The following is a 17260-nucleotide window of genomic DNA, read 5'->3' as shown; positions in this document are numbered from 1 at the left end:
TGTTATCCGTTGCTTGTCATCATAAACAGAGTGGTCAAGTAGCCCAGATAGCCCAGCCCAAGCAGGCTGCCACTGAAGCGTCCCATCACTCCACTACGACGATTGAGTATAAACAGCACCAGCAGTGCCAGAGTCAGTGCCAACATGACGGGCAGGTCGCGATACAGTGCCATGGGTTCGACTGCGACTGTCGCGATCAGACCGGGAACGGGCATTACCGCGAGCAGGTTAAATATGTTGGAGCCAATCACGTTGCCAATCGCAATATCGTGATGCCCTTTGAGAGCGCTGGCAACCGATGCCGCCAGTTCTGGCAGGCTGGTACCAATGGCAACGATGGTCAGGCCAATCATCAGATCGCTGATGCCAAAGCTGCGGGCAATTTCTGTTGCGCCCCAAACCAGTGCCTTGGAGCTAATCATCAGGCAGACCAGTCCGAGCAAGAGCCAGAACACCGCCATCTTGGTGGACAGCGATTCAATCGCTGCGGCTTCGTCTTCATCAACCAGCGATTCGCCGCTGTCATCGGATTCCTGAAACAGGATGTACATGGCAGCAACCAGTCCGGCCAGCAGCAGGATGGAATCAATATAGCTGAGTTCCAGGTCGGCCAGTGTCAAACCGGCAAGGATACTGACCAGCAACAGCAGCGGCAGTTCTTTGCGTAACAACTTCTTTTTCAGCGGAATCGGGCTGACCAGTGCAGTAATACCCAGTACCAGGCCGATATTGGTGATGTTGGAACCCAGTGCATTGCCTATGGCGAGGTTACCTGCACCATCCAGTGTCGCGACGGCAGAGACAAACAGCTCGGGGGCTGAAGTGCCGATGGAGACAATGGTCAGTCCGACCAGCAGCGGTGACATGCCGAGACGACGGGCCGTCGCCGCAGCACCGAGGACAAATTTGTCGGCACTCCATACCAGAACAACCAAACCGATAAGGACGGCAACCAGTGCTGTGATCATGATGCTCCTGCAGGTGAATTCTGCTTTGACGTGCTTGATGATAGAGAGGCCGCATTGTACCGAAGGGGCGCAAGGGCGCAATTGGAACAATGCGTTTTGTGGCGGGTGAAGGTCATCACAAAAGCAGCGTTGGTTCTGTCTGTGCAATCCGCTATGCTAGCGCTCACTTTAAACCCCGCATTTCCGGCCCAGGTAAGGAAGCTTTCATGGTGGTTGAGCAGCCCTACATTTCGGTGCGTGATCTGACCTTTACGCGTGGCGACCGTCTGATCTACGACGGCCTGTCCGTCGATTTTCCTCGTGGCAAGGTCACCGCAATCATGGGTCCCAGTGGCACCGGGAAAACAACCTTGCTGCGTCTGATTGGCGGCCAATTATTGCCCGACAGTGGTTCTATCCTGCTGGCCGGAGAAGAAATCACCACGCTCAAACGTCATCAGCTGTTCGAACTCCGCAAACAGAAAATGGGCATGTTGTTCCAGACCGGTGCCCTGTTTACTGACTTGGATGTGTTCGATAACGTGGCTTTCCCCTTGCGTGTTCATACCGATCTGCCCGAATCCATGATTCGGGATCTGGTACTGATGAAGCTGGAAGCCGTCGGTTTGCGCGGAGCTCGCAGTCTTAATCCGGCTGAATTGTCCGGCGGCATGGCGCGGCGCGTGGCACTGGCACGTTCCATCGCCATGGATCCTGAACTGATCATGTACGACGAACCCTTTACCGGTCTTGACCCTATTTCAATGGGAATGATCGTCAAGCTGATTCGCGGGCTGAACAAGGCACTCGGACTGACCAGCCTGCTGGTATCCCACGATGTTGAGGAATGTTGCGGGATTGCTGATTACCTGTGCCTGGTCTCGGGTGGCAAGGTGATCGGTTTTGGCACGCCGAATGAGCTGTTGCATGAAGGCTCGGATGAAGTTCGCCAGTTCCTCAATGGCGACCCTGATGGGCCGGTACCGTTTCATTATCCCGCGAATGATTACCGCCAGGACATATTGGCAGGGAGCGACTGAATATGCTCAATCGATTGCAGTTGCTGGGCCGTCGTGGCTTGTCTTCCATTGAGGCACTGGGCGCCGCGTCCCTGGTGTTATGGCATTCGCTGGCTTGGGGCGGCCCAGGCAGTGCGACGTTTTCTGACCTGATTCGACAACTCTATTCTGTTGGTGTGCGCTCGCTCAGTATTATTGCCGTTGCCGGCTTTTTTGTCGGTATGGTGCTGGGGTTGCAAGGCTATACCATTCTGGTTGATTTTGGCTCCGAGGCGGCGCTGGGCACGCTGGTGTCGCTGACGCTGTTGCGTGAGCTGGGGCCGGTGGTCGCGGCGCTGTTGTTTGCCGGGCGGGCTGGTTCCGCGTTAACGGCAGAAATTGGCCTGATGAAGGCAACGGAACAGTTGTCGGCGATGGAAATGATGGGGGTTGATCCGCTCAAGCGAGTGATTACGCCGCGTTTGTGGGCCGGTATTATCTCGCTGCCCGTGCTGACGCTGATATTTAATACCGTGGGCATCTGGGGCGGGGCCTTTGTTGCCGTTGATATGTTGGGTATTGATGAAGGTGCCTACTGGGGCAATATGCAGGCGTCAGTCGAATTTTATAACGACGTGGTCAAGGGAATTATCAAGTCGGTCGCATTTGGCTGGGTGGTGACCTGGATTGCGGTTTATCAGGGCTATGCATCAATGCCGACTTCAGAAGGCATTGGCAAGGCAACAACCCAGACGGTGGTGATTTCCTCGCTGGCGGTATTGGGACTCGATTTTGTACTGACAGCAGTCATGTTTGGAGGCGTTTAATTATGCAAAAGCGTTCTGTAGAGCTCACCGTCGGTGCTTTTATGGTGATCGGTATCCTGGCTCTGGTACTGATGGCGCTCCGCGTCAGCGGTTTGTCGATGAGTGATGCCGGAGATACCTATACCATCAAGGCCCGTTTCGAAAATCTGGGGGGGCTGAATGAGCGCGCCAAGGTCTCCATGGCGGGAGTAACCATTGGTCGGGTGACCAAAGTGTACCTCGACAAAGAATGGTACTCGGCTGTTGTCGAGATGGAAATCACCAAGGACATGAGCACCCTGACCAGCGATACGTCAGCGGCGATTCTTACCGCAGGCTTGCTGGGAGAAAAATACATTGGCCTGACAGTGGGTGCCGAGGAAGACTTCCTCAAAGCAGGCGACTGGATTGAAGATACCCAGTCGGCGCTGGTACTTGAGGAATTAATTGGCCGTTTCTTGTTTAACAAAGCAGAAGATGGCTGATTTGCTGTTTCAGGATCACTTTGTTGCAATTTGTAATAGTTGTAACTTAGCTTTCCAGATCAGGCGTATGGCTGCTGCCATACGGTTGACACACAACGATAAGCCCGCGCTACATGGAGAGAAGGAGACGGCATGATTCGGTTGCTATTATTGCTTATGGTATTGCTTGCGCCTGGTGTTCAGGCACTTGAGTCAGAAGAACTGGGTGAGCACGCCCACGAAGTGGTGCGACGGGTAACGACCAAGGTGCTGGAGAAAATCAACACCAATCGGGATCTTTACGAGAGCGACAAGGCCCGGTTTTATTGGGAGCTGGAAGATGTGTTGGGGCCGATGGTGGATTTTCGCCGGCTGACTCGCAAGATCATGGGGCGTTATTATTTTGATGCCAGCAAGGAACAACGTCAGCGTTTTGCCCGTGCCTTCAAGCGCAGTTTGCTGAGTTCCTACGCGACCGGCCTGATTGAGTTCACCGATTACGAAGTCCGGATGCTACCGCCTCGCAAGGATTTTGAACACACATCATCCAACACTCTGGTCGATCTGGAAGTTATTACCCCCAGTGGTCGGGTTTTTCCCATCACCCAGAGCATGTACTACGACCTGTCCTCCTACGCCTGGAAAGCGCAAAACGTGATTGTTAACGGCATCAACATCGGACAATTGTTTAATGAACAGTTTGTTCAGCTGGTTGAAGATAACAATGGCAATATTGGTGCGGCCATCGATCAATGGATCGAAAATTTGCAAGAGCAGGGACGCGAGTTGCGCAAGCGCTCCGTTGTCAGTGGGGCACAATAATGACCACGCTTGAGTCCCTCTCCGCCAACCTGGCCAATGTCAGTGGTGACATGCTGGCGTCCACTGTGGTTGCCTTGATTGAACCAGGGCACGAAATGATTCGCAGCTCCGGTGGCGAATGGTGTCTGGATATGTCCAATGTGGATCGGGTATCGAGTGCTGCCGTGGCACTGCTACTCGATTGGATGAGAACCGCACGCCAGCACGACATTCACATGACCATTCGCTCGGTGCCAGAACGGTTGATGCCTATTCTGCAGGTCAGTGACCTGGAAGTGCTGTTTGCCGAAGTCATGGTCACTGACGCATAACGCACATAAAAAGAGGGACGGCTTGGGTGCCGTTCCTGATGGTCACCGCGTACGGCCTGGCCCCCTCAGCTGACTATCGGCCGAATATCTATTGCTGATCCTCCTTCCACTTATTCTGATCCACTAAATCCGCTATCATTCCCGCCCTCTCTAATTCCAATACCGGTGGAGCAATATGACACCTTCTACACTCTCCGAAATCCAGGCCATGCTGGAAAGCCAGTTTCCTGACGTCCAGTGGTCTGTTGATGGTGATGGTTACCAATATCAGGTAGAGGGCATCGGCGATCATTTTGAAGGCCTGAATGCCGTTAAACGCCAGCAGGTTGTCTACAAAGTACTTAACCCTCTGATCGCCAATGGCTCGCTGCATGCCGTGACTATTCGTACCTTCACCAGCGCTGAGTATGCTGCGCGCTGATTTTTGGAAGACACATGGAAAAATTGCAAATTGTTGGCGGCAACCGGCTGTCCGGTGATGTTCGGATCTCGGGTGCCAAAAACTCCGCCTTACCAATTCTGGCCGCTACCTTGCTAGCCGAAGGCGTTATGCGGGTCGGTAACTTGCCGCACCTGCATGACATCACCACGATGCTGGAATTGCTGGGGTGCATGGGTGTTGAAGTGGCGATCAACGAAGATATGTCGGTCGAGACCGATTGCCGCCATGTTAAAAGCTGTGTTGCTCCCTATGACCTGGTGCGCACCATGCGGGCATCGATCCTGGTGCTGGGGCCATTATTGGCGCGTTATGGTGAAGCCGAAGTATCCTTGCCAGGAGGTTGCGCCATTGGCAGCCGTCCGGTTGATTTACACCTGCGTGGTATGGAAGCGATGGGTGCACATGTTGATGTGCTGGATGGTTACATCAAGGCACATGTGCCAGGTGGCCGTTTAAAGGGCGCGCATATCTTCCTGGATACCCCCACGGTGACCGGCACGGAAAATATCCTGATGGCTGCCGCGCTGGCGGATGGCCGGACAGTGATTGAAAACGCTGCCCGCGAACCAGAAGTGGTGGATCTTGCCAACTGCCTGATTGCCATGGGTGCCAAGATTCAGGGAGCAGGCAGTGCGACCTTGACGGTCGACGGTGTTGAAACCCTGCACGGCTGTTCCTTTGAAGTCTTGCCCGATCGTATTGAAACCGGTACTTATCTGGTCGCTGCGGCGGTGACCGGCGGTTGCGTCAGAACCCGCAACACCGACCCGTTATTACTTGAGGCGGTGCTGCTGAAATTGCAAGAAGCGGGTGCCGAAATCACCACCGGTGACGACTGGATTCAACTGGATATGACCGGCCGCCGCCCTAAAGCAGTGAATATTCGTACCGCTCCGCACCCCGCATTTCCAACCGACATGCAAGCCCAGTTTGTGGTGCTGAATGCGGTCGCTGAAGGTGTGGGTACTGTGATCGAAACCGTCTTTGAAAACCGTTTTATGCACGCCCAGGAACTGGTGCGCATGGGAGCGGATATTCATGTCGAAGGTAACACGGCCATTATTACCGGTCGTGCCGCACTCAGTGGTGCCCCGGTGATGGCCACCGACCTGCGGGCTTCGGCCTCGCTGGTACTGGCTGCGCTGGTCGCCAATGGCACCACCGACGTAAATCGCATTTACCACATTGATCGTGGTTACGAATGTATTGAAGAAAAATTTCAGCAGCTGGGTGCCAATATCCGTCGAATTTCCGGCTGATTGGCACACCACACTAGATTGAGGACATCATGACCCAACCGCTTACCATTGCACTGTCCAAGGGACGCATTCTGGATGACACTTTGCCCCTGCTGGCCGAGGCGGGCATTCATCCGGCGGAAGACATTCAAAAAAGCCGCAAGCTGATCTTCGATACCAATCATGAGCATATCAAGCTGGTGGTGATTCGTGCGACGGACGTACCGACCTATGTCGAATACGGTGCAGCGGATTTGGGTGTGTCGGGCAAGGATGTGCTGATGGAGTACAACAGCGACAATCTGTGTGAGCCACTGGATCTGAACATTGCGACCTGCCGGCTGATGACGGCGGCCATCAAGGGCTATGCGTTGCCAGAAGGGCGGCTGCGGGTGGCGACCAAATTTGTCAACGTGGCCAAACGCTACTTTGCCGAACAGGGCCGTCAGGTCGACATTATCAAGCTGTACGGTGGCATGGAGCTGGCACCGATCATGGGCCTGGCGGATTTGATCGTCGACATCGTGGATACCGGCAATACCCTCAAGGCCAATGGTCTGGAAGCGCGTGACCTGATTGCCCCGATCAGCTCCCGACTGGTGGCCAGTCGTGCCGCGATGAAGGTCAAGCATGCCCAGATTCAGCCTATTATCGATTTGATTGGCGCTGCGGTAGAGCGTCAACAGCAGCAAGCCAAATAACCGGGGAGACAATATGACTTTATCCATTCGTCGATTCAGCTCCGCCCAGGCGGATTTTTCCAGCCAGATGGACGCGCTGTTGTCATGGGACTCGGTATCCGATACCGGCGTCCAACAGGCAGTCACCGACATCGTCAATAATGTGCGCAGCCGTGGCGATGCCGCCGTGATTGAATACACCAACAAGTTCGACCGGATGGATGTGACGTCCATGGCCGACCTGGAGTTGAGTCAGCAGCAGTTGCAGGATGCACTGGATGGCTTGCCAGAAACACAACGTACCGCCTTGCTGGCGGCCGCTGAACGTGTTCGTTCGTATCACAAACACCAGCAGCAGGACTCCTGGCGTTATACCGAAGCCGACGGCACCGTGCTGGGGCAGAAAATCACCCCGATGGACCGCGTTGGCATTTACGTCCCCGGTGGCAAAGCCGCGTATCCGTCTTCGGTCTTGATGAACGCCATTCCGGCTCACGTTGCCGACGTGCAGGAAATCATCATGGTGGTGCCGACGCCAGGGGGAGAGCTGAATCAACTGGTGTTGGCCGCTGCCGCTGCCGCTGGCGTTTCGCGGGTCTTCACCATTGGTGGTGCGCAGGCGGTTGCAGCACTGGCCTACGGCACCGAAACCGTACCGGGAGTGGACAAAATCGTTGGCCCTGGCAATATTTACGTTGCCACCGCCAAGCGCATGGTGTTTGGTCAGGTCGGTATCGACATGATTGCCGGGCCGTCAGAAATTCTGGTGGTATGTGATGGCAAAACCAACCCGGACTGGATTGCCATGGATCTGTTCTCCCAGGCAGAACACGACGAAGATGCCCAGTCGATCCTGGTATCAACCGATGCCGATTTCCTTGATCAAGTGGAAGCCAGCATCAACACGCTGTTGCCCACCATGGAACGTGCTGAAATTATCCGTACGTCGCTGGCGGAGCGTGGGGCGCTGATTCACGCCCGCTCGGACGACGATGCAGTGGCCATTATCAACCGCATTGCACCTGAGCACCTGGAGCTGTCGGTGGCAGACCCGGAAGCCTGGTTACCGTCCATCCGTCATGCCGGAGCCATCTTTATGGGTCGGTATACCGCAGAAGCATTGGGTGATTACTGCGCCGGGCCGAACCACGTATTGCCCACCTCGGGCACGGCGCGTTTCTCATCGCCGCTGGGGGTGTACGACTTCCAGAAACGCTCATCGCTGATTATGTGTTCAGCTGATGGCGCATCGGAACTGGGAAAAGTAGCTTCAACGCTGGCTCGCGGTGAGTTCCTGACTGCCCACGCCCGTTCCGCCGAGTACCGCATCAAGGACTGATGCGGCCGCTGGCGGCCAGCTCAGGAGTCTGTCCGCTGCTCAGCTTTCTGGCTGGGCACCCCGTTGACCGGCAATCGCTTCGGTTTGGGCCAGTTTTCCTTCACGAATAAAATCCACCAGAATCTTGTCGCCCGGATGCAGAATAGCGATCTGATTCATCGCGGCACGGGCATCACTGGCATCCATCTGGTTGATCTTGACGATGATGTCGCCGACCGTCAGCCCGGAAAGATCCGCAGGGCCATCCTGATAAATACCCGTCACAATCAGCCCTTCCAGCGCCTCCGGCAGGGCCAGCGCTTCCAGCAGTTTTGGGGTTGCCTCCTGCACTTCGATACCGAGCCAGCCACGAATGGCAATACCGTGTTGGGAAATATCCGTCAGTGCCCGCTGGGCAACCGTGCCAGGAATGGCAAAACCAATGCCTTCGCTGCCACCACTCTGGGAATAAATGGCAGTATTGATGCCAACCAGTTCGCCGTTGGCATTGATCAAGGCACCACCGGAATTCCCCGGATTAATGGCAGCATCGGTCTGAATGTAGTTCTCATAGGTATTCAGCCCCAGTTGGTTACGCCCGGTAGCCGACACAATTCCTAATGTCACCGTCTGGCCAACGCCAAACGGGTTGCCTATCGCCAGTACAACATCACCCACCCGCAGATGCTCGTTATGGGCCACCTGAATCACCGGCAGATCCGCCATGTCAATTTTCAGAATGGCCAGATCTGCTTCCGGGTCAGAGCCGATCAGGGTCGCACTGGCCTCGCGACCATCACGCAGGGCTACCACAATCTGGTCGGCATCCTTGATCACATGATTATTGGTGAGGATATGGCCTTCCGCTGTCATGATCACACCGGAACCGAGACTGGACTGCAGCCGCTCGCTGGGCTCTGGCTTGGTGTTGAAAAAACGCTGGAACAGCGGATCATCAAACAACGGATGCTGTTTGCGTTTTACCACCTTGCTGGTGTAAATGTTGACAACCGCAGGAGCTGCCCGCTCCACGGCATCAGCGTAACTGCTCACCATGCCGGACGCTGTCGGTGTATCCTGCTGGACGGCAGCAGCCGTTTGCTGGTTCTGTTGCTGGAGCGCAGGCGTCACCCATTGCGGCGCCCAAAGCAGAATCATCAAGGCGACACACAGACCGACCAGTGATGGCACCAGCATAGTGTGAACAAAGGAATATCGGGGCATGTAAGCAAGTCTCCACGGGGTTGCGAGCAAGCCGCAGGTTCAAACGATCAGGTCGATTATTGCTGGCCAACAAATTTAACAGAAATAAGCGAGACGCATCATGTTAGATGGCGCTATTGAACGCCAGCAGCTGCTGACATATCTGGACCAATTGTTGCAAAACCGGCAGATCCGGGATTATTGCCCAAATGGTCTGCAAGTCGAGGGTCGAGATCGCATTCAGCACATCGTCACCGGTGTGACAGCCAATCAGGCGCTGATTGATGAAGCCATTGCGCTCGGTGCCGATACCTTGCTGGTGCATCATGGTTACTTCTGGAAAGGCGAAAATGCCTGTGTGACCGGGATCAAACGCGAACGCCTGAAAGCCCTGCTGGCCCACGATATCAACCTGATCGCCTACCACCTGCCGCTGGATGTTCACCCTGAACTGGGCAACAACGCCCAGCTGGCCGATATTCTCGAACTGACCGTCACCGACGCTATCGATCCGCTGGATCATACGACCCCCGGCCTGATCGGGCGATTATCAAAGCCGATGGCTGCCGCCGAGTTTGCCCAATGGATTGGCGAATGCCTGGATCGTACGCCATTACATATTGGCGAAGATGAAGACATCATCGAAACAGTTGCCTGGTGTACCGGTGGCGCGCAGGGTTACCTGCAGCTGGCAGTGGATGCCGGTGTCGACGCCTATATCACCGGTGAAATCAACGAACCGGCGGTACACCTGGCGCGCGAAACCGGCACCCATTTCTACAGTGCTGGTCATCACGCCACCGAGCGTTACGGTGTTCTGGCTCTGGGGCAGCACCTGGAAACCGAGTTTGGTATCAAGGTCACGTTTGTCGATATTGATAACCCGGTTTGAGCCCGACGTCTGAGTGGTCGGAGATCATCTATTTAATCCGGTACCCGCCGGTTTCTGGATGGTCTCGAATTACGAAATCAGAGCCGGGGCTGTGCAGAATTAAATAGATAGCCCCCGTCGCCCCGAGTGCGTATGAGCCGGCGGATATCGTTGAGAAACGGGCTGGAAATTTGAGGGGAAATTGACATGTCGACATTGACCGTACGCTTGCCCGACGATAAACATAATCGCCTGAAAGCTCTGGCAGCTCACAGAAAAATCAGCATGAACAAACTGATTGAAGAGCTATCAACCCAGGCCATCGCTGAGTTTGATACTGAAATCCGCTTCAGGGCTATGGCGGCAGTGGGCAGGAGCTGCTGGATAAGCTGGACGAGCACTTTATGGGATAGCTCCGATGGTTTCAGATTCGAGAGTTCAATGACGACGGGTTTGAAAGATCCAGCACGAATACGTCAATGACGCCTCGCAAATCATCTTTTGTTGTTCACTGGGAGATGTGTTCTGAACCAAAGCACCAGATAGATTGGCGCCGCAACATCCCCACGCAGGAGCATAGGGACGAGACCCGGCGCAGTCTGTTGGCCGGTTGACTCCCCGGCATAGCGTGGGTTAACTGCGCGGTATATATCTGTAGAGAATCCATGATGAAAAACCTGACCACCATACTGATGGACCTGCTCTGTTATCTCTCGGTAGAGCCGGACAACGGTTATGACCCGGATGAAACCGCCGACCTGCAAATTAATGCCTGGCAAACCCTGATTCACGATCTGACCGAGGAAGAGTCTGCCCTGATCAAAGACGCAGCCCGCTTGAAGCTGGCATCGATGGAGGGGATTCAGAATCCAACGCCGGAGCAGGAGCAGGTGATGGATATTCTGAGTGCGTTTGTCGACGGTGAATTGCAGTGAGTTGAAAGCCTGTCACCCATCATGTACAAGGCTGCTGCGGATATTAGCGCGCTGATGCGCGGAAGCTACGGGCGCTAGTGGCGGGGCTGTGTTGCCATCCGTCACATAAAAAAGCGGAAACGTTGAGGGTTAAATGGCCAAACAAATGCTTGGCAATGGCAGGTGTCGGTACTCAGCGACATATTGTTGAAAACGGGGGGATGGATACCTGCAACGTCGCGGAGTTTGGTGCTTAACGAACTCTCAGGTCGTCCGGTTTGTCTTGTAGAAGATGGTGGTATAGTTAAGTAATCATCATTCAGGACATGTGCATGATTTACAGTTTCTCCATCTCCAATAGCGGGCCGATTGCCTCTGCCAAAGGGCAGGGGCTTGGCGCATTGAATCTGATCATTGGGGAAAATGGTTGTGGCAAGACCTGGCTGCTGAAAAGCCTTTATTGCGTTATGCGTACTCAGGAAGAATCCGGGCGCGGCAATGACAAGCGTGAATTCCATGACGTTCTGAGTGACAAGCTCTATTGGATGTTTCAGACCGACTCTCTGGGCGCTATGGTGCGTCGAGGCAAGGGCAACCGCCTGAGTTTTGAAGTGTCCATGTCGGACAACACCAGTCTTGCATACAGTTTTGGGCAAGACACCAGCAAGCTGGTAAAGCCATCGCTTAACACCCTTTCTGAACGTGAAGACAACTCGATCTTTCTGCCCCCCAAGGAAGTGCTGTCACTGTGGCATGTGATTTTGCGCAGTGCCTTGCAGAATCGTGAGTTTGGTTATGACGCCACCTATTCCGATCTGGTGCTGGCGTTGCAGAACCAACCACAAAAGGGCCGTAACTACGACAGCTTTTCCAGATCCCGCAAACAACTGGAAGAGATGTTTCAGGGTAAGGTCACGTTCGAGAACAACGAGTGGATTTACAAACAGGGCAACTCGAAATTCTCGATTCACAGCACGGCAGAAGGCATCAAGAAAATCGCCATTCTGGATACCTTGCTCGGCAACCGTTTCCTGACACCGGGTTCGGTAATTTTTGTCGATGAGCCAGAATCCGCCTTGCACCCGACAGCGATTGTGCAGTTTTTGGATATTCTGGCCCTGCTGGCACAGCAGGGCATGCAGATATTTATGGCCACTCATTCTTATTATGTGGTCAAAAAGCTGCTCTTGATCGCTCGCCAGCAACAACTGCCCATCCCTTGTTTTCTCTCTGATTCTCAGGGTGTCTGGCAGCAGAGCTGTTTGTTAAATGACGGTCTGCCAGAAACCGAAATCATCAAGGAATCCGTCAGGCTGTTTGAACAGGAGTTCGAAGGAATCGGATGATCACCATCACAGAGTCAGGGATGACGTTTGGGCCTTTTGATCCTGATCGGGTTTTCAGGATCGAAGAGTCTGCATTTTTGCGAGGCAAACAACTCAAGGCCTGTGAGTTTGTCTGGCTTACTCCGCAAGATAGCCTGCTGCTGATCGAAGCCAAAAGCTCGGTTCCTAACCCTCATACATCCCCCAAAGAATACGACGAATTTTTCACCAGTATCTTCGAAAAGCTGGATAACTCATTACAAATACTCGCGGCAGGTTTGCTGGAGCGTCATAACGAATTGACTCACCAAATGGGCCCGATGGCTAGAGTTACGCCACTTGGGCCAGAGCGCAGAATTATGTTGTATCTGGTGATTCCGGAGATGCCAGATGAATACCTTCCGCCTTTTAGCGATAAATTAGCCAGTGTATTAAAACGCCAGGGTCAGATATGGCGAGCGGAGGTTAAAGTGATTAATAAGCGGTTGGCGGGGACGGTGGGGCTAGTGGATTATTAATTATATTAAATAGGAGGTTATGGCATGGAAGATTGTGAGATAATTGATCTTGCCTGTGATGTTTGCTTGAAAATTAAAGATGACTTGAATGAGTATGTTTATCTTCCCCAGAAAGGGCAACTGTCGATTAGGTGGGAAGATTCCAGAGAGTTTTATGCATACGCATCTTCAAAGACAATAGCTGGTGAGGCTCCGGATTATTATGTTCATATTAGTTATGGTGTTTTGATTGATCTTTATAGATGTGTTGACCAATGCCATTAACTTAAGCCCTGCTACTGCTTGTACGCACTCGCCGGAGGCGGAGGCTGTCTCTTTCGAGCCATGCGAGCGTAGTGTCTACCCGGCCTGACCGCGTGTGTATATCTCGAAATATGCTGCACCAGGGCGAGCCAGTTTCCCCTGATGACCTGCCACCAAAACCACTTCACCAGTCGAGCAGCTTGTGTGAAGTTGACCTTATACTGATGTTTTTTTTATCCCTCCATCAACCTGATGCTGTGCGCACTGACAGGCTAATGCCACAATGTTCTTATGGATCACGGTGGCATAAATATCTTGCAAAACGGTCTGTACCTTTTTACCACTGAACTGCTCAATCTGAAGCCTGGATTTCAGGGTTTTGTAGTCTTCCTCGATGCCCCAGCGAGCAAAGGTCAGTTCTTTTTCATAGCTTTGCCGCAACGAGATTCCCTGGGCTTTGGCTAACATCACCAGCTGTTCCTGTACACGTTTGAAGAGTTGGTTGTCGGTTGGATAGGCAACGGCCTTTTCCATCACCGTGGTGTCAGCGACCAGAGTCTTGCAGCTGGCTTCGTCGATGATGTTCAACTCCAGCCCTAGGCGAACCGTCATTTTCATCAGTGTCTTTAACCCGCCCTCGCCGAGACGTCGGCGGAAACGCCCGAACGTGGTGGGATCAATCGGTGGTCGATGTTGGAAATACTGCTCGCCGCAGAAGTGCTGCCAGTAGGGGTTTTCTACCCAGCGGGCGATGCAGTGTTCATCCGATAGCGCGTAGATGTGTTTCAGGAGTGTCAGGCCAATCATTAATCGGGACGATGATCCAGGGCGTCCGTTGTTTGAGCAGTAAAAACTCTGGCAGTGACGCTCCAGTTCAGCCCAGTCGATACGTTGACTGAGCTGAACAAGTTCATGCCTGGGGTCGATCAGGTCAAGCAGCTCCGGGCGCAACAGGCGTGTAAGGCTGTTGAATGCTGGCGTCGAAGGTTTTGCAGGGACGACGAATTAAATGTCGTTTATTGAGCTAATAAGCGGCATTTTCACAACCAACTTGATGTAAATCAATTGATCAATACCATTCAGCCATAGTATCTTAGGTCTGTAAGGAATTATCTGACAGGAATTGAAGCGCAAGGAATGCACATAACCACTACTTATACAATAATTAAAAAATCACAGAAAAATATCTTATGGAATGGACTATTACTTCGGGCAAAACTCTGTCCGATATCTATCCTGTGTTATGTTAATATCAATTCGACCTATTGTTTTATAAATAATAATAGGTACTCATCCTTTTCTGCAAAAAAGTCACTTCAGCTTAAGATTGTCGAATTATTTTTAATGTCATTTAAAATAGCCACCCATTCCCACAAGCAAAAACGTATCAAAATCATAAGTTTTGCCAACAAATCCAGCGCACTAATGTTTACGAGAGTCAATACATAAAAGGCAAGCTGAACCAAAAATAATATCCAACATTAAAATAGCTTATCCGACAAGGGATGACGAATTCGGAACAATTTAATTATAAGATTATAAACTCAACAAAGGATGGTAACACATGAAAAAAAACATAATATTCTACTTGGCAATCTTGCTACTAATATCCAGCCAATCATTTGGATTTGGTATTGATTTTTCTCCGATAACAGATCCTCTCGCCGATTTAGAAGATTCTGTGAGAGAAGAAGCTGCTGACGCTGAAGATACTGTCCGAGATGATTTGGCAGACGCTGAAGATACCGTCCGAGATGAATTGGCAGATGCTGAAGATACTGTCCGGGATGGACTAGCTGACGCAGAAGATGCAGCAGTGCAATTTGGAAGTTGGCTGGATGACAGATGGCCTGAATTAGGCATTCATAACGATGAAGAAGAGGACTCCAATAACAACTTCGCACTCATCAAAACAAGTATCGACTTTGATAATGTTTACGTTGAGACTCTAGACAATCGAAACATAGATATTTATAAGATAGAAAACTCATATACCAAGCGATCAATAACGTGGGAAAAAAAGAAGATTTTCTGGGGAAGAGTGACAATATGGTACCCCAAGCTAGTTACCATACATATAGACAGCACTCCAGAGCCATATGAAAGCAAAGATTCAATATCAGGTAAAGATCAAGATGTCGATGGAGTTTATGATGACCTTGAATACTTTATTTATTCAAATATAGATGATTACGAAATAAAAACCGGAGCCTATAGGCTGGCAAATTCGGTTATGCAAATGATCGAAAACCCGGACAACGAAGAAAGGTTTTTCACTGCCACAGTTAACTACCGAAGAGCGTTAGACTGCCTAAAAGATGCAAACCCAAACTTTGTATATGCACTAAAGCTATTATCCATGGCGAGTCAAGATAGATTTGCTGCGTTTATAAGAATGGAATACACAACTGGAACAAAATTGATTGCGGCCGAAAGATTAGGAGAACTGACATGCCAAGGATGATACTTCAAATAATAGCACTATTTTTAATAAGCTCTTCAGTCCTCAGCGCAGTGGAATGCAAAATCCCATCAGAAGATGAAGTAGCAATATTATATATAAATGGCATAGATACAGACGGAGGTGCTTTCAAAAAAAATGTAAAAAATTTGAAAGATGGGATTCTTAAAAATTATAAGAATTTCTCTTTGGACACATCTGTTCACAACCCGACTTGGGGAATGGTATTAGACGTGCATCAGGCACTGGCGCAACTCGAACAGGATATGATCCGAAGCAATCCGAATGGCATGTCAATTGCCGACAATCGTGTATACCATGTTAAATTAGCAGCGGCAAAGCTTATGTTAGAAGGAGAGCAATTAAAGAGCCGCGAAGACTTTGAAGAAATTGAAAGGTATTTATCTAATATTGACGACGCGAATGCTATATATGATATTCGAGATGCGCAATCAACTATCGAAATGCTTAAAAACTCTAGCGACCAAGAACTCGCCAACTTAGATCCGGTTGATATATTACAAATGGCACTCACTACAGAAGCATATCAAAGCATAATAAACCAATACATTTATGCAACAAAAGAAATGTATAAGGCTTCATTTGAATCAAACCTTCCTGAAATTGCACCTGCATTATTTGCCCAGGTAGAACACTTACTGCAAAACAATGAACCATTTATTGTTTTAGGTCATTCGCAGGGAACAATTATCGGTAAACAGTTAGTACAAATACTGGATGATTTCATTGATGAGATTGCCCCTAAGCAAATTGGTGAAAGTGAAATGTATGGCTTAATGGAACTAGCATCAATGAATCTTGATATTGAAAGCAACTGGTCATCTTCATCCAGAGCAAAACAAACAACTTTATTTTCTGATATCGTCCAACGAGTGGTTGCCTCTACCATATATTCACAAACGAATGGTAGATATTCTCTTCACTCTCCAACCAATGGATTTCATTTTGAATACTTTAATTTTGATGACTCCTATGGACATGGCTTGGCAAGTTATGCAAAAGATTACCCTAGCTTGAATAACATCAACGTGGGAAAAATTGAGCGCATCAGAAAATCACTCCGAGTATGCGAAGAAAAACCTGTTAAATTCACCTGTCCTGAAATCAATATCAGATATGGCTCGAATTACAACCAAACCGTTAAAACCGGTCATGGAAGCGGAACACTATTTTTGGAATTTGATGCATTTACGATTCCAGATTACATAAATGTTTATGTAAATGATGAGCTTGTCCGCAGAAGCTTCAATCATGCTGGAAAACTAAACTGGAGAATTCCGATCCGCCGAGTATCAGCCGATCAACCAGAAAACACAATACGCTTTGAGGTTGAAAAAGGAGAAGGTACTTCTGAGTGGTCACTAAAAACCTGGTGTAACTGAGTGAAACGTGTTTAATAAGTAGTCGTCCCTGCAACACCTTCGACGCCAGCATTCAACAGCCTTTCACGCCTGTTACGGCCAGACTTTCTACCCGTAAAATCATATTACGATATCAAAATCTGGTAGATCGCCATGACGCCCAAAGACAAGCAGCACGACAAACAGAAAGATTTCCTGCGCCCGGAGCTGCTTGACCTGATCGACCCCAGGCATGAACTTGTTCAGCTCAGTCAACGTATCGACTGGGCTGAACTGGAGCGTCACTGCCAGAGTTTTTACTGCTCAAACAACGGACG

Annotated in this window: 20 protein-coding genes; 17 read left to right on the top strand and 3 right to left on the bottom strand. The window is 50.9% G+C overall.

Annotated elements, in window-relative coordinates:
* Positions 1–2 precede the first annotated feature (2 nt).
* Positions 3–968, bottom strand: coding sequence for a calcium/sodium antiporter (locus WG929_RS06990; RefSeq protein WP_416205470.1), 966 nt, complete (start codon positions 966–968; stop codon positions 3–5).
* Between the two features lie 206 nt (positions 969–1174).
* Between WG929_RS06990 and WG929_RS06985 the strand changes: the two genes are divergently transcribed.
* The 9 genes from WG929_RS06985 to hisD all read left to right on the top strand — a co-directional run bounded on the left by WG929_RS06985 (position 1175) and on the right by hisD (position 8047).
* A complete protein-coding gene (locus WG929_RS06985) occupies positions 1175–1987 on the top strand; it encodes an ATP-binding cassette domain-containing protein (RefSeq protein WP_416205469.1) in 813 nt (270 codons plus the stop codon).
* A 2-nt stretch (positions 1988–1989) separates the two neighbouring features.
* Entirely contained in the window at positions 1990–2772 is a 783-nt protein-coding gene (gene mlaE / locus WG929_RS06980) for a lipid asymmetry maintenance ABC transporter permease subunit MlaE (protein ID WP_369856878.1), read from the top strand.
* Between the two features lie 2 nt (positions 2773–2774).
* Positions 2775–3236, top strand: a complete 462-nt coding sequence (mlaD, locus tag WG929_RS06975; RefSeq protein ID WP_416205468.1) for an outer membrane lipid asymmetry maintenance protein MlaD — start codon at positions 2775–2777, stop codon at positions 3234–3236.
* A gap of 132 nt (positions 3237–3368) precedes the next feature.
* Complete coding sequence (locus WG929_RS06970; RefSeq protein ID WP_416205467.1) at positions 3369–4037, top strand: MlaC/ttg2D family ABC transporter substrate-binding protein; 669 nt, start codon at positions 3369–3371, stop codon at positions 4035–4037.
* Positions 4037–4348 (top strand): STAS domain-containing protein, encoded by a 312-nt coding sequence (locus WG929_RS06965; protein WP_416205466.1) that lies wholly within the window; start codon positions 4037–4039, stop codon positions 4346–4348. Before WG929_RS06970 ends, WG929_RS06965 begins: the two co-directional genes overlap by 1 nt.
* 175 nt (positions 4349–4523) lie before the next feature.
* Positions 4524–4769: a BolA family protein gene (locus WG929_RS06960; RefSeq protein ID WP_416205465.1), complete on the top strand. Its 246-nt coding sequence runs from the start codon at positions 4524–4526 to the stop codon at positions 4767–4769.
* A 14-nt stretch (positions 4770–4783) separates the two neighbouring features.
* Positions 4784–6049, top strand: coding sequence for a UDP-N-acetylglucosamine 1-carboxyvinyltransferase (gene murA, locus WG929_RS06955; RefSeq protein ID WP_416205464.1), 1266 nt, complete (start codon positions 4784–4786; stop codon positions 6047–6049).
* 29 nt (positions 6050–6078) lie between these two features.
* Complete coding sequence (hisG, locus tag WG929_RS06950) at positions 6079–6729, top strand: ATP phosphoribosyltransferase (RefSeq protein ID WP_369856884.1); 651 nt, start codon at positions 6079–6081, stop codon at positions 6727–6729.
* 13 nt (positions 6730–6742) lie between these two features.
* Positions 6743–8047: a histidinol dehydrogenase gene (gene hisD, locus WG929_RS06945; protein WP_416205463.1), complete on the top strand. Its 1305-nt coding sequence runs from the start codon at positions 6743–6745 to the stop codon at positions 8045–8047.
* A 39-nt stretch (positions 8048–8086) separates the two neighbouring features.
* Here hisD and WG929_RS06940 read toward each other — a convergent pair whose 3' ends face one another.
* Positions 8087–9250: a trypsin-like peptidase domain-containing protein gene (locus WG929_RS06940; RefSeq protein WP_416205462.1), complete on the bottom strand. Its 1164-nt coding sequence runs from the start codon at positions 9248–9250 to the stop codon at positions 8087–8089.
* Between the two features lie 100 nt (positions 9251–9350).
* On the opposite strand from WG929_RS06940, the gene WG929_RS06935 reads away from it, so the two are divergent.
* The 6 genes from WG929_RS06935 (at position 9351) to WG929_RS06910 (ending at position 13121) form a co-directional block, all read left to right on the top strand.
* A complete protein-coding gene (locus WG929_RS06935) occupies positions 9351–10121 on the top strand; it encodes a Nif3-like dinuclear metal center hexameric protein (protein WP_416205461.1) in 771 nt (256 codons plus the stop codon).
* A 186-nt stretch (positions 10122–10307) separates the two neighbouring features.
* A complete protein-coding gene (locus tag WG929_RS06930) occupies positions 10308–10583 on the top strand; it encodes a toxin-antitoxin system HicB family antitoxin (protein ID WP_416205460.1) in 276 nt (91 codons plus the stop codon).
* A gap of 182 nt (positions 10584–10765) precedes the next feature.
* Positions 10766–11035: a hypothetical protein gene (locus WG929_RS06925; protein ID WP_416205459.1), complete on the top strand. Its 270-nt coding sequence runs from the start codon at positions 10766–10768 to the stop codon at positions 11033–11035.
* Between the two features lie 311 nt (positions 11036–11346).
* Entirely contained in the window at positions 11347–12360 is a 1014-nt protein-coding gene (locus WG929_RS06920; RefSeq protein WP_416205458.1) for an AAA family ATPase, read from the top strand.
* Positions 12357–12857: a hypothetical protein gene (locus WG929_RS06915; protein WP_416205457.1), complete on the top strand. Its 501-nt coding sequence runs from the start codon at positions 12357–12359 to the stop codon at positions 12855–12857. The genes WG929_RS06920 and WG929_RS06915 overlap by 4 nt, the downstream gene beginning before the upstream one ends.
* Before the next feature lie 24 nt (positions 12858–12881).
* Positions 12882–13121 (top strand): hypothetical protein, encoded by a 240-nt coding sequence (locus WG929_RS06910; protein WP_416205456.1) that lies wholly within the window; start codon positions 12882–12884, stop codon positions 13119–13121.
* Between the two features lie 195 nt (positions 13122–13316).
* Here the strand turns inward: WG929_RS06910 and WG929_RS06905 are convergent, their stop codons facing one another.
* Entirely contained in the window at positions 13317–14051 is a 735-nt protein-coding gene (locus WG929_RS06905) for a transposase (protein WP_416205455.1), read from the bottom strand.
* A gap of 613 nt (positions 14052–14664) precedes the next feature.
* Between WG929_RS06905 and WG929_RS06900 the strand changes: the two genes are divergently transcribed.
* Together WG929_RS06900 and WG929_RS06895 are read left to right on the top strand one after the other, a co-directional pair.
* A complete protein-coding gene (locus WG929_RS06900) occupies positions 14665–15564 on the top strand; it encodes a hypothetical protein (protein WP_416205454.1) in 900 nt (299 codons plus the stop codon).
* On the top strand, positions 15552–16964 hold the full coding sequence (locus WG929_RS06895) for a hypothetical protein (protein WP_416205453.1): 1413 nt from the start codon (positions 15552–15554) through the stop codon (positions 16962–16964). Before WG929_RS06900 ends, WG929_RS06895 begins: the two co-directional genes overlap by 13 nt.
* Positions 16965–17260 lie beyond the last annotated feature (296 nt).

It is taken from the genome of Oceanobacter antarcticus, assembly GCF_044962685.1.
Lineage (GTDB): Bacteria > Pseudomonadota > Gammaproteobacteria > Pseudomonadales > Oceanobacteraceae > Oceanobacter > Oceanobacter antarcticus.
This window is presented reverse-complemented; position numbering and strand designations above follow the sequence as displayed.

Excerpts from the sequence above, each read along its gene's own strand:
- mlaD (WP_416205468.1), top strand. The coding sequence starts at position 2,775 with ATGCAAAAGCGTTCTGTAGAGCTCACCGTCGGTGCTTTTATGGTGATC.
- WG929_RS06960 (WP_416205465.1), top strand. The coding sequence starts at position 4,524 with ATGACACCTTCTACACTCTCCGAAATCCAGGCCATGCTGGAAAGCCAG.
- murA (WP_416205464.1), top strand. The coding sequence starts at position 4,784 with ATGGAAAAATTGCAAATTGTTGGCGGCAACCGGCTGTCCGGTGATGTT.
- hisD (WP_416205463.1), top strand. The coding sequence starts at position 6,743 with ATGACTTTATCCATTCGTCGATTCAGCTCCGCCCAGGCGGATTTTTCC.
- WG929_RS06900 (WP_416205454.1), top strand. The coding sequence starts at position 14,665 with ATGAAAAAAAACATAATATTCTACTTGGCAATCTTGCTACTAATATCC.
- WG929_RS06910 (WP_416205456.1), top strand. The coding sequence starts at position 12,882 with ATGGAAGATTGTGAGATAATTGATCTTGCCTGTGATGTTTGCTTGAAA.
- WG929_RS06935 (WP_416205461.1), top strand. The coding sequence starts at position 9,351 with ATGTTAGATGGCGCTATTGAACGCCAGCAGCTGCTGACATATCTGGAC.
- WG929_RS06895 (WP_416205453.1), top strand. The coding sequence starts at position 15,552 with ATGCCAAGGATGATACTTCAAATAATAGCACTATTTTTAATAAGCTCT.
- WG929_RS06970 (WP_416205467.1), top strand. The coding sequence starts at position 3,369 with ATGATTCGGTTGCTATTATTGCTTATGGTATTGCTTGCGCCTGGTGTT.
- WG929_RS06925 (WP_416205459.1), top strand. The coding sequence starts at position 10,766 with ATGATGAAAAACCTGACCACCATACTGATGGACCTGCTCTGTTATCTC.
- WG929_RS06915 (WP_416205457.1), top strand. The coding sequence starts at position 12,357 with ATGATCACCATCACAGAGTCAGGGATGACGTTTGGGCCTTTTGATCCT.
- mlaE (WP_369856878.1), top strand. The coding sequence starts at position 1,990 with ATGCTCAATCGATTGCAGTTGCTGGGCCGTCGTGGCTTGTCTTCCATT.
- WG929_RS06920 (WP_416205458.1), top strand. The coding sequence starts at position 11,347 with ATGATTTACAGTTTCTCCATCTCCAATAGCGGGCCGATTGCCTCTGCC.
- WG929_RS06985 (WP_416205469.1), top strand. The coding sequence starts at position 1,175 with ATGGTGGTTGAGCAGCCCTACATTTCGGTGCGTGATCTGACCTTTACG.
- WG929_RS06965 (WP_416205466.1), top strand. The coding sequence starts at position 4,037 with ATGACCACGCTTGAGTCCCTCTCCGCCAACCTGGCCAATGTCAGTGGT.
- WG929_RS06930 (WP_416205460.1), top strand. The coding sequence starts at position 10,308 with ATGTCGACATTGACCGTACGCTTGCCCGACGATAAACATAATCGCCTG.
- hisG (WP_369856884.1), top strand. The coding sequence starts at position 6,079 with ATGACCCAACCGCTTACCATTGCACTGTCCAAGGGACGCATTCTGGAT.
- WG929_RS06940 (WP_416205462.1), bottom strand. The coding sequence starts at position 9,250 with ATGCCCCGATATTCCTTTGTTCACACTATGCTGGTGCCATCACTGGTC.
- WG929_RS06990 (WP_416205470.1), bottom strand. The coding sequence starts at position 968 with ATGATCACAGCACTGGTTGCCGTCCTTATCGGTTTGGTTGTTCTGGTA.